Source organism: Haloarcula sp. Atlit-47R (assembly GCF_003665985.1).
GTDB classification, from domain to species: domain Archaea; phylum Halobacteriota; class Halobacteria; order Halobacteriales; family Haloarculaceae; genus Haloarcula; species Haloarcula taiwanensis.
Map to the genome: position 1 here is coordinate 458,271 of NZ_QPLQ01000001.1, position 13,789 is coordinate 472,059.

Consider the following 13,789-nt stretch of genomic DNA (forward strand, 5'->3'; position numbering starts at 1 on the left):
CGGTCCATGTTCGAGACGCACGTCGACACGCTGTCTCTCTGGGTCGGCCTAGGAACAGTGAGCGTGGCCGTCCTTGGTGTCGTCGTCGGCCTCCCGACGACCGCAGCGCCGGACGCGACGGCGGCAGCGGCGACTATCGATGAGGTCACGACCAGCCCGCCCGGGTCCGTCGCACATCGACGACTCGTCGCTACAGAGTGGGCGTTCGATGGCAGCGAAATCCGTCTCCGCAACGACGGCGGGTCAGCCACCGCGCGACTGACTCGAACGGCCGTCCCGGCACAGACCGACCGGCTACAGAATGTGGTGAACGGCGAGCGCCCGGAGGCCGTGTACGAATCACCGGTCGCGTTCAGTCGAGCGACCCGACAGGCACGGACCGCGAACGACGGGTGGCGACCGGCTCCGGACCGGGTGACTGTCAGGCACGTCGCCTGGGGAGGAACCGATGTCACGGTCGTCGGATAGAGCGACGACGGAACCGCTGGTCGCGCTTGTCGCTGTCTTCGCCGTCACGTTTGGCGTGTCCCTGTATGCCGGTGTGGTAGACGACGCGTTCAGCACACTTGACGACGACCGAAATATCGCCACGCCGACCGCCGATACTGTGGAACAGCGGCTCTCGTCGGCTGGCGTCGTTCGGCCCGAAAAACTCGACGGTGCGCTCGAGGGCGTGCCAGAAAACTACCACGGAAACGCGACCATCACAGCGACGACCGGCGCGCGATGGAGCGGTGGCCAAAAGCCACCGACCAGCGCTGACATCGAAGCCAGAACAGTGAGCGTGCGAGTCGGAGCGGGGGCAGTCCGTCGCGGAACGCTCACGGTTCGGGTGTGGCGATGAACAGGGCGATGAGTGCCGTCGCCGACGTGACAGTATTCCTCCTGCTCGTTGGTGCGGCCGCAGGGACCCTCGTGAGCGGCGTCAGCGTCGAGAAGCCGGCGGCGACCACAAGCCCTGCAGCTGACCACGCGTCGACGCTGGCGACGAGTACCGCAAGCGTCGAGTACGATTTGCTCGTCCCACCGTCAGAGTACGGCAGGCCGCCCGACCACGCGACACGGCGGCAACGGACGAGTCACGGGACCGTCGCAGGACTACTCGGTGAGGCTGCGATGAGCGGTGTCACCGTGGACGGCGAACGGGTATCGAGCGCCGGCACAGACTTCGAGTCACGAGTCGCTGCGGTGACGCGTGATAGGCTCCACAGCCGCGGCCATCGAACGTCCGTCTGTGTCACCTGGACACCGTATCCCGGTGCGCCAGTCAGAGGCGAGTACCGCGTCGGCGACCGGCCGCCGGATACTGTCGACGTTCGGGCGGCGACAGTGACCGTCCCGAGCGGGATGGAGAACGTCTCGGAGCCAGCCCGCGAAGCGGCGGATACAGGCGGCTACGATGGCGTGTCGACGGTCGTGGCTCGAAGCGTCGTCGACGGACTGTTCCCGCCGGCGCAGTCACGCTACGCCCTCCGTGGCGACTACCCGTCGGCCGTGCTGATGGCCGCGCGATACGAGCGGATGGCTGGTCTGACGGGGACGAGCGTTGCCGTTGAGCGACAGTCGACGGTCGAAATGAACCGCGACCTGACCCCGGCGCTTGCCACGCGGCTTCGAACCGATATGCGGTCGCGGTACGACTCACCGGCAGACGCCGCCCGCGCCGTTCGGGTGAGCCGTGTCCGCGTAACTGTCAGGACGTGGTCGCCGTGAGAGACGACAGCCGCGGCCGAGTGCCGTTCGCGTTGCTCGGCGTTCTCCTGCTGGTGAGCAGCCTCACGCTGGCCCCGACGTTCGTCACCGAGCCAGCCCCGAGCGAGACGGGGGTCGAACGGGCGCTGAATCAGGCCATAGCGGAGACCCAGGTCGCCGTGCGGGACGGCGTTTCGACGGCTGGCCAACAGGCGGCCGCGAGCCCGGTTGTCACACCTGCTGACACACCTGCTGGTCGGGTTCTGAACGATTCGACTGCGTTCCGGGACTCGCTCAGAATCCGTGCCTATCTCCGGGTTGCGGACCGACTAGAGCGTGTCTCCGGCCGAAGCGGTGACGTGACCGTGACTGCCAGTCTGCCGGCGGTTGCTAACGCGAGCGGTCTCCGAGCGGCGAAACACCGCATCTCGGTCGAACGCGCCGGGCCGAACAAGACCGCGATGCGGGCGACGGTTGAGAATATCGTTCTGACAGTTCGGCGCAACGGAGCGGTGGTCTCGACGCGGCGCGTTTCGCCGACCGTCGTCGTCCCGACGCAGGCGCTCATGCTCCACGATCAGGTGTCGACCTACCAGACGCGTCTGAACAACGGTCTAGGCAGGCCGGGGCTGAGCCAGCGAATGACAGCCCGGCTGTACCCGATAGCATGGGCAAGAGGGTATGCCCAGTACGGCGGCGCTGGCATCGAAAACGTCGTGGCAAACCGGCACGTCTCGCTGGCGACGAACGGCGCACTGCTCGGCGTCCAGCGGTCGACCTTCGGCCGGAGCGACCCTACCGGTCGCCGTGCCATAGCAGAGGCGACAGCGATGACGGGAATCGAAGACATCGTTCGGGGTAGCAAGGGAACGGCCCACTCAAGTGCGGTGCTCGACCAAGCCCAGTACAAGCCGGTCAGCGAGACGCCACTGCATCCGAAGTCCACGACGGGACCGAGCCCGACCGAATCGATGACTGTCGGCGTCAACGAGACAGCAGACACCACGTTCCGGGCTGTCACTGACCCGTCGACGCTCAACGAGACGCTTGAGGACGCATACACCGTCGAGGTGGCGCTGGAAACCGACAAGCATCGACTGGGCGGAGGCCCGCCGGAGATGCCGCCGTCGCCGGGCACCGGGTGGACACTGGTCGCCGACCGGACGACCACCGCTACGGAGGCAGTCGGGAAGGCTAGCGGTCGCGTCGCAACGCCGGACAGCTGGCATACCTTGGAGACGTTCAGTCGAACTGTCGAGCGCCAGTACACCCGGACAGCTGTCTGGCAGAACGGGTCAGTACGTCGGCGCACAACAAGGTCAAGCACCGTGCGCTATCGCGTGACTGCCGCCGTCGTCGGCCGCCATCACGGCCGTTCACGGGCACCGAACCGCTCGATTCGGACCGCACACGACGCCAGCGCAAGTCCGTTGAACGGGTCGAACTTCGCCGACGTGGAGCCGAAAGCGATAGGCACGCTCGTCAACCACGCCGGGGGCCGGGACGGAGTGGCCGAACGAGTCGTCGACGATAGCCTGAGCCGGACGGAGGCGACAGTGGCGGCCGACCGACCGCCAGAACTGCACGACTGGGTGTATCGGGACCTGATGGACCTCCGGGCGTCAGTCCGCAACACGACCGTTACCGTCGAGCGCGGACGCGTCGGGACCTTCGAGACGAGTCCCCCGGAGGAACTCCGGGAGCGGGTCGAGAAACGTCGTGCCACTCTGGCGGCCGTGCCGGAAACCTACGACAGCGCGGCACAGAAGGCACGCGTCGCGGCCCGGCTGACATATCTGAATGCGGTGTCGGCAGAGTTGGACAGGCAGGCCTCGGCGCGGAACGGTCACCGGAAGCGAGTAAATACACAGCTATCGAAACGCACCGAAGGATCGCTGCGTGCCCTCCGAAAAGGATTAACTGCGAGTGAGACGCCCGTTCCGCGGTCACGGCCAGTGCCGGTCGGGCCGGCCGGTCCCGTCAGAACACGGGTCGATACGCAGACACCGTATCTGACGCTGACCGAACTAGACGAGAGTCGGTATCGCGCGCTGGATGGGGGCGAACATCCGCTGGTGGCGCGGAACGCAAACGTGTTCACAGTCCCATACGGTGACGCCGCCGATGCCGTCGTTGGTGGTGCGTTCGAGGGCGGTGACAGGGTACGCCTCGCAATGGCGGCGAACACACTCGCGGCCGCGAACGAGACCCTCAAATCGGAGTCGAACGCGACGCTCGCTTCAGAGCGTGACGCACTCCAGCGGGAGGTCGGGGCGGCCAACACGGAAATGACGACGGCACTCTGGCTGGCGGTCTCCCAACACACTGAGGCTGAACAGGACGAGAGCAAGGCCATCGTCGCTGACGCGATGGAGCAGTGGGACACATCGGCGGTCCGAGCGCTGGCTCTGACCAACGGCTCCGCACAGGAACGGGTCGCCCGTGTCGCCAGTGCGCGACTGACCCTCACACGGGTCGAACGCGACCGCCTCCGCCTGCAGCTGCTCTCGGTCGATGCACCGGCAACTAAACCGACGCTGGGGTCGACAAACGGAACGGCCTCGGCGGTGCGCTCCGTTGCGAAAACCGAACTGAGTAGCGCTCTGGCGAACGCTGGCGAGCGGAAGGTCCAGCAGTTCGCACAGAAGCGGCTCGGGACGGACAGGCTCCCGGCGGGTCTCCCGCTGGCACCGCCAGTTGTCCCTTGGTACGCGACAGCGAACATCTGGTGGGTAACTGTCGAGGGCGAGTACGCACGGTTCGCCGTCTCCGCGAGCCACGGCCGGCCAAGCGCGCCCGGCGCGCGAACGACCTACGCACGCGACGGGCACAACGTCACGCTCGACGTGGACGACGACGGAACAGGCGAGCGATTGGGTACCGCCGACCGTGTCTCGTTCCGAGCCGAGACGGGCGTTGTCGTCGTCGTGCCACCCAAACCGCGCGGAGTCGGTGACAAGGACGGCAACGCCGTGGAGGAATCCAGCGGGTGGCCGGACGCAGGCTCCTAACCACAGGCCGCATAACCGAAGTAAAATACCCCGGGGCCATACCGATTCCCATGCTTCGAGGCGAGTTTCCGGACGCGGGCGAGCAGTCCCCCGAGGAGTTACTGGCGGCCTACGGCACCGTGCTGGCCGAGACAGTCGAGACAGTCGGGGTCGAGGAGATTGTCGCCGAGACCAGTCTCGATCAGGCGACGGTGACAGCGTTCGCCGACGGCGATATCGCCGACCGGACGCTCGGTGAGGCGGTCACCGTACTGGCGACCGGGCCGGACCGGCCGGACGCCGACGCGCTGCAAGCCGAGGCCCAGGATATCCTCCTGATGGGGATGACGACAGCCGTAATGGACGTGGAATCGCTGGCCTCCGGCATCGACGACGAACTGGAGCCAAAGGAAATCCAGCAGAAAATCGAAGGCCGCTACCCGGTGACACTGGCGGAGTACGCACTCCTGCACAGTCACATCGAGGGGGAACAGCGGTGACGAAGCGCGTTGCCGTTCTGGGCTGTGGCTACGTCGGCCTCGAACTCGGTCGACAACTGCGCGACGACTACGAGGTCGTGGGCGTTCGCCGGTCCGACAGCGGCATCTCGGCTATCGAAGACGCCGGTTTCGAGGCGGTCCGGGCCGACGTAACTGACGCCGAGTCGCTGTCTGCGGTGCCGGACGCCGACTGGCTTGTCTTCGCCGCAAGCTCCGGCGGGCGGGGAGCCGAGGCGGCCCGCGAGGTATACGTCGAGGGGCTCCGGACAGCTATCGACCACTTCTGGTCGCGGGCCGACCCGCCCGAGCGACTGGTGTACACCTCCAGTACCGGTGTCTACGGCGACCACGACGGCGCGTGGGTCGACGAGGACACACCACTGGACCCACAGACCGAGAAGACCGAAGTACTGGCCGAGGCGGAGCGGGTCGCTCGTGAGCGCCCAGTAGAACACGATGGCCACGGAACCGTCGCCCGCTTCGCCGGCCTGTACGGTCCAGACCGCTACCGACTGGAGCGGTATCTGGAGGGACCAGTGACGGCGGGCTACCTGAACATGATCCACCGGGCCGACGCGGCCGGTGCAGTGCGCCACCTGCTGACAGAGGGGCACCGCGAGGAAGTTGTACTGGTCGTCGACGACGAACCCGTCGAGAAGTGGGCTTTTGCCGACTGGCTGGCCGAGCAGTGCGACGTCCCGTTCCCGCCGAAACAGACGACCGAGGAACGACTGGCTGACGAGAGCCTCTCGGAGACCGCAAAGCGTCGTATTCAGACGAGCAAGCGGTGCTCGAACGAACGGCTACGGGAACTGGGCTACGACCTAAAGTACCCGACGTTCCGGGAGGGATACCGCGACGCTATCCGAGGATACCGGCAATATTAGCTGTATCAGGGGCGAACTTTATTACTGATAGGCTGGCGAAAGTCGTGGTATGACACGCGTTGCCGCCGGCGGACTCCAGATTGACGCCGCCGCGGCGTTCGCTAGCGAGAACCCTTTGTTGATCGCTGGTGTCGCTGTGGTCCTTCTCGCCCTCCTCGGTACCGGTATCTGGGTACACCGGTATCTCAACCGAACGCCCGGCGAACGACTGCGTCGAACGTTGACCCACTACGACCGGATTACGGTGTTGATGCACCCGAATCCCGATCCAGACGCGATGGCCTCTGCTCTGGCTGTCAACCAACTCATCGCCGGCACCGAGACATCGGCGTCGCTACAGTACCCGGGGGAGATACGCCGTCCGGAGAACCGGGCCTTCCAGACGGTGTTGGATCTGGACTTCGACCACATCGAGACTGTCAACGACATCAACGGGGAGGCAGTCGTCCTCGTCGACCACAACACGGCACGCGGCTTCCCCGGGGCCGAGGAGGTCGAGCCGGTTGCCGTCATCGACCATCATCCCGGCAACGGGAGTGGCAACGAGTTCACCGACATCCGGTCCGACTACGGGGCCTGTGCGACCATTTTCGCGAGCTACTTCAATCAGTTAGAGTTCGAGTTCAGCGACACGGGGGAGAGTATCGATATCGACGCGGCACCGGCAGAAACCATCCCCTGTGCGCTGGCAACGGGGCTGATGTACGGCATCCAGTCAGATACCCGGTCGCTGACAAACGGGTGTGAGTCCGAGGACTTCGCGGCCGCTGCGTTCCTCTACGATGGGATGGACAGCGATTTGCTCAACCGTATCGCAAACCCCCAAGTCGACGCGGAAGTGCTCGACGTGAAATCCCGGGCCATCGGGAAACGAGAGGTGCGCGCGCCGTACGCGTTCAGCGACGTTGGCGAGGTGTCGAACACGGACGCGATTCCACAGGCAGCCGACGAGCTGGAGACGTTAGAGGGTGTCTCTGCAGTCGTCGTCGTCGGCGAGAAGGAAGGGACCATGCGCATCGCCGGGCGCTCGCGGGACGACCGCGTCCACATCGGCCGGGCGATAGAGGCCGTCGTCGACAATATCCCGATGGCCGAGGGGGGCGGCCACGCGCGGATGGGCGGCGGGAAAGTCCCGATCAAGCACATGGCCGGTCTCGGACCCAGCGATGGAGTCTCCCGTGAAGACTTCCGCGAACGAGTGTTCGACGCTATGAGTGGCGACCTGTAACGGGCGACAGAAACATACCCGCCGGTTCCAGTGAATCTCTGTCCTTTTGTCACTGCCCGACCAACGACTGGTATGGCTACACGGGAGGCGACCTGGGCGTACCGGGACGACCACGACGAGTTCGCGCGTACTTTCTATCGGCGGTTCGGCGACGGCGTCGTCTCCAGCATCGGCATCGGCACGTATCTGGGCGACGCGACCGACGAGCGGGATGCGAGCTACCACGACGCTATCGTCACGGCGCTCGAATCCGGCATCAATGTCGTCGACACGGCGATAAACTACCGCCACCAGCGCTCCGAGCGTGTCGTCGGCGACGCCGTCGCGGACGCCGACGTGGACCGTGAGGCCGTCGCCGTCGCAACCAAGGGCGGCTTCGTCCCCTTCGACGGGGCTCGGCCGGACGACCCCGGCGCGTTCGTCCGGTCGGAGTACCTCGACACCGGCATCGTCGACCGCGACGACCTCGTTGCCGGCCAGCACTGCATTGCGCCTGACTACATCGACGACCAGGTCGACCGGTCGCTGGCGAATCTTGGACTGGATACAATCGATCTCTACTACGTTCACAATCCGGAGACGCAACTAAAGTCGAAATCCCGAAAGGCAGTGTATGACCAGCTAGAAGCAACCTTCGAGCAACTGGAGGAACGAGCGGCGGCCGGCGATATCAGACACTACGGCGTCGCGACGTGGGAGGGGTTCCGCGTACCCACCGACCACGACAGCTATCTCTCGCTCCCTGAGGTCGTCGAGCGTGCACGCGCGGCGGCAGAGACAATCGGCAACGCGGCGACGCACCTCCGCGCGATTCAGTTGCCCTTTAACGTCGCGATGGCCGACGCGTTCACCGTTGAGTCCCACAACGGCGCGGAAGGGCCGCAGTCGGCGCTGTGGTTCGCTCACGAGGCCGGGCTGGACGTGTTCACCAGCGCATCCATCATGCAGGGCAAGCTGGCCGCGGAGCTCCCGGACGACGTCGCGGCGAAACTCGCAGGCGAAACAAGCGCACAGCGCGCTGTCAACTTCGCACGCAGCGCGCCGGGCGTGACCTGCTCGCTGGTCGGCACGGGATCGGTCGAACACGCCCGGGAGAACGTCGATGCCGGTCGGTACGAGCCGCTCGGTGCTGACGCGTTCGACGCGGTCTTCGAGTAGCTAACTGAGCTCTTTCCACTTGCTATCACACTCGGGACAGACCCGCACCTTCCCGACTTCGTCCGGGTCGTTCTCTGTCGCAAGCGGCTCGTCACAACTGGTACAGGAGAGTCGCCCGTAGTTGTCCTTCTCGACATCGCCGGCCCGGAGGGCCTTCCTCACTGAGTCCATACCTGCCAGTGTGCTACCCGCGTGTAAAAACCCCGTGGCGGCGTTCCGGAACGTTGTTCAGGTGTTCCGGTCTATCACCGGTCGTGTCCCGTCGCCGCATCTTCGGCTCGCTGCTGGGGATGGTGTTCTGCATCAACCTCGCGAGAGTCGTCTTCGCACCACTCATCGAACCGATTCGAGCGACGACGGGCGCTTCTGATGCGACACTGGGACTGCTCGCAACGATGGTCTGGGCCGGGAGTGCCCTCCCACGGCTCCCCACCGGCGTCCTGCTGACTCGGATATCGCGGGCGAAGGTCATCTTCGGTTCCGGTGTCGTGTTGACCATCGGAACGACGTTCACCGCCCTCGCGTTTGACCCGACGCTGTTGCTCGTCGGGGCGTTCACCATGGGGATTGCGAGCGGCGTCTACCTGACCGCGGCAAACACGCTGGTCAGTGAGCTGTTTCCGGAGCGGCCCGGCCGCGCGCTCGGGCAACACGGCGTCGCCGCCCAGCTCGCCGCTGTCGGAGCGCCGGCGCTGATATCGTTTGTTCTCATCGTCGGGACGTGGCGGACCGCGCTACAAGGGATTGCCGTCGCCGCGGGGCTGGTGACCGTCGCTTTCACTATCATCGCAAGACGCTCCCGACTCCCTGACGCTGGGAGCGAAGACCGCGACCTCCTTGGCGCGGCGCGTGCTCAGTGGCATATCATCGTCACCAGCGTCGCGACCATCGGCGTCGCGGGGCTGGTCTGGAACGGGCTGTTCAACTTCTACGTCACCTACGCCACGAGCGTCGGTCTCACGCCCGGTCGGGGACGGACGCTCCTGTTGCTCGCGTTCGGAGCGGGGGTGCCGGCCTTCTACGTCAGCGGTCGGCTGGCCGACCGGCTCCCGTCGATTCCGTACCTCCTGACGATGCTTGCGGCCTTTACCGGCTGTGTGCTGGTGCTCCCATCGCTGACCGGGTTCTGGTCGCTGGCCGCGTTCAGCGTCGTCGTCGGCTACGTCATCCACAGCATCTTCCCGGCGGTGGACGCGTACCTGCTCGGCTCGCTCCCGGACCGCCACCGCGCGAGCGCCTACGCCACCTACGGCGCGGGGATGATGCTGCTACAGGCGCCCGGAAGCGCGCTCGTTGGCCGACTGCTTGATGCCGGCGTCACGTTTCCGACGCTGCTTCGGGGCATGGGCATCGCGTTGCTCGTCGTCCTCGTGGCAATGGTGTCGCTGCACCGCAACGGCCGACTGCCGAGCGCCGCCCGAGCCTAAAGGCTGAAGCCGCTCGGTACCGCGTCACCTGTATGGACCTGCAACCGGACGAGCTGGCTGGCGTCGTCGACCTCTTTGGCTCGCTCACAAGAGCGGAGCTCGTCGACGCCTGCGGCGAACTCGCGTTCAAGCAGGGCGTCGACGCCGACCCGGACGCAGTAGCGGCAGCCATCGACGACGCCGTCGATTCGTACCACCTCGTCGCCGTCGACGACCACGCCGCCGGCACCGACGAGACGGTGCTGGTCGTCGGCCCGGTCGCGTTCCCAACCCTGCCCGACGGTGCGGCTGACCTCCCGCACATCATGGATGTGCCGGCCCGCGACCTCGCGCGTGACGCTGTTATCGAGGCTGTCAAGTCCCGCTTCCGAGAGGACGCGGTGATGGCCGTCAAGAACGACGACGGGGACCGCGTCGAGACGCTGCTGGACGTGAGCTACGACATCGAAGCCTGGGAGAACGTCGAGATGGACGGCCTCCGCGACCGCCTCGACGACGTGTGAAGCCAGCGCTCCGAAATCCCAAACGATTAAATCAGATGTTTCGAGCGAGTGAGCCACCCGAATTAAGACGGTCGGTCACCTACCGTATGCTATGCAGTTCGACCGGGTTGCGGCCCACGAGCCAGTCGTCGTGGACGATGAGCCACAGGAGGCCGCCGTCATCGCTCCGGTCGTCACGCGACCTGCGGGCGAGGCGATACTGTTCACGAAGCGCGCCGACCACCTGTCGGACCACCCCGGGCAGATGTCGTTCCCCGGCGGCGGCCGCGAACCCGAAGACGATGACCTGCTGCGGACTGCGCTTCGAGAGGCAAACGAGGAGATCGGGCTCGACCCGCTGGCGGTCAACGTCGTCGGTCGGCTGGACGACATCAGGACCATCACGCGCTACTCCGTGCGCCCGTTCGTCGGACGAATCCCAGACCGTGACTACCTGCCCTCGGACGAAGAAGTCGCGGAGATCGTCACGCTTCCGGTGTCGGAACTGACTGACTTAGACAACTACGAGTCAGAGCACCGCGACCACCCCCACTACGGGGAGATTCGCCTCCATTTCTTTTACGTCGACGGCTACACTGTCTGGGGCGCGACGGCGCGGATGCTCGTCCAGTTGCTCGAACTCGCGACCGACTGGCGGATGCCGCCCGAACCTGACCGATACATGGAGCCCGACGACGAGCTGCCGCCGAGCGTGCGCGACGAAGCTGAGTGAAGCAGGGCCGACTGTGCCGGGGCCGAGAGCGACAGGATTTTCCAGCCCCGTGACGTTGACCGCGTACTGGATGACCACGCTTACCGGTGCGACACTGGCGGCCGCCGGCATCGACGCGGTGGCGCTCAAGCCGACGGAAGTGGACGTGTCGCAGGCAACGGCCCTCGATGTTGAGACGCTTGCAATCGATTACGAGGGTGCGGCCCACGTCCCAGACACAGAGGCCATCGAGCGACTGGCGTCGGCCGCTGACGTGCGCGTCACTACGCCAGTCCGGGCCGACGGCTTCGACCCACTGGGCGACGATAGCGGGTTCGACGCGCTGCCGGCGGATGCGGGCCGTGTTCTGGTCGCCGGCCACAGCGCGTATCTCTCCGAAGACGAGGGTGAACGAGCCGTCGCACCGCGGCTTCGGGCGGCCGTCGACGACGCCAGCGATCCATGGGTCGGCACGGAGGGCATCGAGCGCCTCGCGCTGGCAGTCGGCGGGACACAGTACGAACTCCTCTCGCGGACGACGGCCCGCGACGTTCGGACGCTCCGCACGGCGGGCTTCGACGGTTCGATTGCCGTTTACGCCCCCTTGGTGCTCTCGAACAGCGAGGACGCGATGCTGGACGCCGTCGGCGACTACGCGGCCCGGCGCGGCCCGGTCCGGAACGCACTGCCCGATGGCGCACCGACGGACAGCCGAGCGACGGGGCGGGCCAGAGATGTACTCAAACAGGCCATCCGCGATTACGCGCTCGTCGGCTCCGTCGAGACAGTCGCCGAGCGAACCGAGCGGCTCCGCGACATCGGTGTCGACACGATTGTCGGCTATCCGGCGCGTGGACTCGACCCCTTCCTCTCGTAGATGACCGTCGCCGTTGTCGGCGGCGGGGCCGTCGGTCTCTCGACCGCGCTGGCACTGTGTCGCCGCGGCGAATCGGTCACGGTGTTCGAACGCGACGCCCTCGGGAGCGGTGCGACCGGCCGCGCGGCGGGCCTGTGTTACGACGCCTTCGCCGACGGCGTGGACGCGGGCGTCGCTGCGGACGCGCTCGGTCGCTACCGCGATCTTGACCTGTTCGAGCCACAGCCCTACGTCTGGGTTGCACGCAACGAAGGCGACGCCACAGCTGTCCGCGAGCAGATAGCGGGGATGCAGCGCAACGGTGTCGCCGTCAAGGCGCTCACGCCGACGGCACTCGGCGACCGCTACCCCGCACTCGATACCAGCGGCATCGAGGTGGCCGGTCTCGCCCGCGACGCCGGCGTACTCGACCCGGACGAGGTGGTGGCGACGCTCGCTGAGCGGGCCGAGGAAAACGGCGCGGCTATCGAGACGCACACACCAGTCTCGCTCGGCTCGCCGACCGGCGTCGAAACAGCGGACCAAACCCGGGCGTTCGACGCGGTGGTCGTCGCGGCTGGCCCGCGAACGAAATCGCTCGTCGCCACTGTTGGCGTCTCGCTCGCACTGAAAACCTATCGAGCACAGGCCCTCGTGACCGAGCCGGTCGATGCCACGCTACCGTCGTTTTACGACGCGACGCGGGAGTTCTACTGGCGGCCGAAAGCCGACGCACTACTAGTCGGTGACGGCGCACACGAGACCGACCCGACGGACTGGAACCCGGACGCGGACGCCGAGTTCGTCACTCGGACTCTCGACCGCGTCGAGCAAGCGTCGGCGCTCACGCCGGCCTGTGACAGAGCCTGGGCTGGCCTGTGTACGGCGACGCCCGACGGCGCGCCGTTGGCCGGACAGGTCGCCGACGGGCTCTGGGTGGCGACTGGCTGGCAGGGCCACGGACTCATGCGGGCTCCTGCGCTAGGGAACTATCTCGCCGCAGACGTTCTCAATCGCCCGAACCCGCTTTCGGAACACCTGCCTGATCGCGTCGACCCGACACGGTTCGACGGTTCCGAAGAGTTCGCTGCGCTGGACGACCCGACGCGTGACTGGGGCGGCTGAATTCGCTGTGAGAATCTGTATGCAGATCGATCAGGCGTCGTCTTCGCTTTCGTCGGCCGAGTCGGTCACGTCTTCGACATCGGCGTCTGCATCTGCGTCGGCCCCTTCGTGGCTCTCGCTGTCGTCGGTTGCAACGCCGACATCCGTTGCCTCGTCCTCATCGTGGTCCGCCTCGGCCTTCGGAACACGGACGTGGAGCGTTCCGTTGCTCTTGAGCGTGGCTTGGGCCGCCTCCGGGTCGACGGCGGCATCGCTCGGAAGCGTGACGCTCCCGTCGAGTGCGAGCCCGCGGCCGGGGTAGCGCATCTCGAAGCCCTCGTAGAAATCACGGAACCGGTCGATACGGACCTCCACGCGGTCATCGACGTACCGGACCTGAATGTCCGACGCGGCCGTGCCGGGCGCGTCGAAGACGACGAGATAGGCGTCTTCCGACTCCAGCAGGTCCGAGGCCAGCGGCTTGTTCTCCTGAACTCGACCGGCGGCCCGACCGATGTTCTCGAATATCGCGTCGCTGATAGAGGAGCCGATGTCCCGCATCATAGTTCCACTTCGTCAAGACAGTCCGTCCCGCCACAGTACGGGCAGGAGAACGCCGCGAGTTCGACATCGTCCGGCATATCGTACGTGTAGTGCATCTCGAACATGTCGAGTTCGCAGCTGTCGTCCGTGCAGACGACCTCCATAGTGGCTGGCATACTATTCCGTTGGTCCGTCGGGGACAAACCCCTT

Annotated in this window: 16 protein-coding genes; 13 read left to right on the top strand and 3 right to left on the bottom strand. The window is 66.1% G+C overall.

The genetic code is table 11. The features are described from left to right. Positions 1–6 precede the first annotated feature (6 nt). The 8 genes from DVK00_RS02385 to DVK00_RS02420 all read left to right on the top strand — a co-directional run bounded on the left by DVK00_RS02385 (position 7) and on the right by DVK00_RS02420 (position 8,455). Positions 7–468: a hypothetical protein gene (locus DVK00_RS02385; RefSeq protein WP_101350764.1), complete on the top strand. Its 462-nt coding sequence runs from the start codon at positions 7–9 to the stop codon at positions 466–468. Then, entirely contained in the window at positions 449–844 is a 396-nt protein-coding gene (locus tag DVK00_RS02390) for a hypothetical protein (RefSeq protein ID WP_101350765.1), read from the top strand. Before DVK00_RS02385 ends, DVK00_RS02390 begins: the two co-directional genes overlap by 20 nt. 8 nt (positions 845–852) lie before the next feature. After that, positions 853–1,713, top strand: coding sequence for a hypothetical protein (locus DVK00_RS02395; RefSeq protein WP_121535288.1), 861 nt, complete (start codon positions 853–855; stop codon positions 1,711–1,713). Beyond that, positions 1,701–4,703, top strand: a complete 3,003-nt coding sequence (locus tag DVK00_RS02400; protein ID WP_121577170.1) for a hypothetical protein — start codon at positions 1,701–1,703, stop codon at positions 4,701–4,703. Before DVK00_RS02395 ends, DVK00_RS02400 begins: the two co-directional genes overlap by 13 nt. 50 nt (positions 4,704–4,753) lie before the next feature. Then, complete coding sequence (locus DVK00_RS02405) at positions 4,754–5,182, top strand: DUF5791 family protein (RefSeq protein WP_121535292.1); 429 nt, start codon at positions 4,754–4,756, stop codon at positions 5,180–5,182. Next, positions 5,179–6,069, top strand: a complete 891-nt coding sequence (locus tag DVK00_RS02410; RefSeq protein ID WP_121535294.1) for an SDR family oxidoreductase — start codon at positions 5,179–5,181, stop codon at positions 6,067–6,069. Before DVK00_RS02405 ends, DVK00_RS02410 begins: the two co-directional genes overlap by 4 nt. A gap of 49 nt (positions 6,070–6,118) precedes the next feature. Then, the gene (locus DVK00_RS02415; protein ID WP_101350770.1) at positions 6,119–7,297 is read left to right on the top strand and encodes a bifunctional oligoribonuclease/PAP phosphatase NrnA; all 1,179 of its coding nucleotides are present in this window, start codon (positions 6,119–6,121) and stop codon (positions 7,295–7,297) included. 72 nt (positions 7,298–7,369) lie between these two features. Beyond that, the gene (locus DVK00_RS02420) at positions 7,370–8,455 is read left to right on the top strand and encodes an aldo/keto reductase (protein ID WP_121535296.1); all 1,086 of its coding nucleotides are present in this window, start codon (positions 7,370–7,372) and stop codon (positions 8,453–8,455) included. Here DVK00_RS02420 and DVK00_RS21560 read toward each other — a convergent pair whose 3' ends face one another. Beyond that, positions 8,456–8,626, bottom strand: a complete 171-nt coding sequence (locus DVK00_RS21560; RefSeq protein ID WP_198560187.1) for an HVO_0758 family zinc finger protein — start codon at positions 8,624–8,626, stop codon at positions 8,456–8,458. 119 nt (positions 8,627–8,745) lie between these two features. Here DVK00_RS21560 and DVK00_RS02425 point away from each other — a divergent pair, with 119 nt between their 5' ends. The 5 genes from DVK00_RS02425 (at position 8,746) to DVK00_RS02445 (ending at position 13,057) form a co-directional block, all read left to right on the top strand. Beyond that, complete coding sequence (locus DVK00_RS02425; RefSeq protein ID WP_101351468.1) at positions 8,746–9,882, top strand: MFS transporter; 1,137 nt, start codon at positions 8,746–8,748, stop codon at positions 9,880–9,882. A gap of 32 nt (positions 9,883–9,914) precedes the next feature. After that, complete coding sequence (locus DVK00_RS02430) at positions 9,915–10,385, top strand: hypothetical protein (protein ID WP_101350772.1); 471 nt, start codon at positions 9,915–9,917, stop codon at positions 10,383–10,385. Positions 10,386–10,476: 91 nt separating this feature from the next. Continuing rightward, positions 10,477–11,097: a CoA pyrophosphatase gene (locus DVK00_RS02435; protein WP_101350773.1), complete on the top strand. Its 621-nt coding sequence runs from the start codon at positions 10,477–10,479 to the stop codon at positions 11,095–11,097. A 70-nt stretch (positions 11,098–11,167) separates the two neighbouring features. After that, the gene (locus DVK00_RS02440) at positions 11,168–11,953 is read left to right on the top strand and encodes a luciferase (RefSeq protein WP_121511571.1); all 786 of its coding nucleotides are present in this window, start codon (positions 11,168–11,170) and stop codon (positions 11,951–11,953) included. Then, positions 11,954–13,057 (top strand): FAD-binding oxidoreductase, encoded by a 1,104-nt coding sequence (locus DVK00_RS02445; RefSeq protein ID WP_121577171.1) that lies wholly within the window; start codon positions 11,954–11,956, stop codon positions 13,055–13,057. It abuts the gene before it with no gap. A gap of 30 nt (positions 13,058–13,087) precedes the next feature. On the opposite strand, the gene DVK00_RS02450 is transcribed toward DVK00_RS02445, so the two are convergent. Both DVK00_RS02450 and DVK00_RS21565 read right to left on the bottom strand, forming a co-directional pair. Further along, positions 13,088–13,600, bottom strand: coding sequence for an Hsp20/alpha crystallin family protein (locus DVK00_RS02450; RefSeq protein WP_121577172.1), 513 nt, complete (start codon positions 13,598–13,600; stop codon positions 13,088–13,090). After that, positions 13,597–13,755, bottom strand: coding sequence for a hypothetical protein (locus DVK00_RS21565; RefSeq protein WP_004517194.1), 159 nt, complete (start codon positions 13,753–13,755; stop codon positions 13,597–13,599). Before DVK00_RS21565 ends, DVK00_RS02450 begins: the two co-directional genes overlap by 4 nt. Positions 13,756–13,789: the final 34 nt, after the last annotated feature.

What these genes read in the sequence shown, in the direction of transcription:
- DVK00_RS02385 (WP_101350764.1), top strand. Translation starts at nt 7, where the DNA reads ATGTTCGAGACGCACGTCGACACGCTGTCTCTCTGGGTCGGCCTAGGA.
- DVK00_RS02390 (WP_101350765.1), top strand. Translation starts at nt 449, where the DNA reads ATGTCACGGTCGTCGGATAGAGCGACGACGGAACCGCTGGTCGCGCTT.
- DVK00_RS02395 (WP_121535288.1), top strand. Translation starts at nt 853, where the DNA reads ATGAGTGCCGTCGCCGACGTGACAGTATTCCTCCTGCTCGTTGGTGCG.
- DVK00_RS02405 (WP_121535292.1), top strand. Translation starts at nt 4,754, where the DNA reads ATGCTTCGAGGCGAGTTTCCGGACGCGGGCGAGCAGTCCCCCGAGGAG.
- DVK00_RS02415 (WP_101350770.1), top strand. Translation starts at nt 6,119, where the DNA reads ATGACACGCGTTGCCGCCGGCGGACTCCAGATTGACGCCGCCGCGGCG.
- DVK00_RS02420 (WP_121535296.1), top strand. Translation starts at nt 7,370, where the DNA reads ATGGCTACACGGGAGGCGACCTGGGCGTACCGGGACGACCACGACGAG.
- DVK00_RS21560 (WP_198560187.1), bottom strand. Translation starts at nt 8,626, where the DNA reads ATGGACTCAGTGAGGAAGGCCCTCCGGGCCGGCGATGTCGAGAAGGAC.
- DVK00_RS02425 (WP_101351468.1), top strand. Translation starts at nt 8,746, where the DNA reads ATGGTGTTCTGCATCAACCTCGCGAGAGTCGTCTTCGCACCACTCATC.
- DVK00_RS02430 (WP_101350772.1), top strand. Translation starts at nt 9,915, where the DNA reads ATGGACCTGCAACCGGACGAGCTGGCTGGCGTCGTCGACCTCTTTGGC.
- DVK00_RS02435 (WP_101350773.1), top strand. Translation starts at nt 10,477, where the DNA reads ATGCAGTTCGACCGGGTTGCGGCCCACGAGCCAGTCGTCGTGGACGAT.
- DVK00_RS02440 (WP_121511571.1), top strand. Translation starts at nt 11,168, where the DNA reads ATGACCACGCTTACCGGTGCGACACTGGCGGCCGCCGGCATCGACGCG.
- DVK00_RS02445 (WP_121577171.1), top strand. Translation starts at nt 11,954, where the DNA reads ATGACCGTCGCCGTTGTCGGCGGCGGGGCCGTCGGTCTCTCGACCGCG.
- DVK00_RS02450 (WP_121577172.1), bottom strand. Translation starts at nt 13,600, where the DNA reads ATGATGCGGGACATCGGCTCCTCTATCAGCGACGCGATATTCGAGAAC.
- DVK00_RS21565 (WP_004517194.1), bottom strand. Translation starts at nt 13,755, where the DNA reads ATGCCAGCCACTATGGAGGTCGTCTGCACGGACGACAGCTGCGAACTC.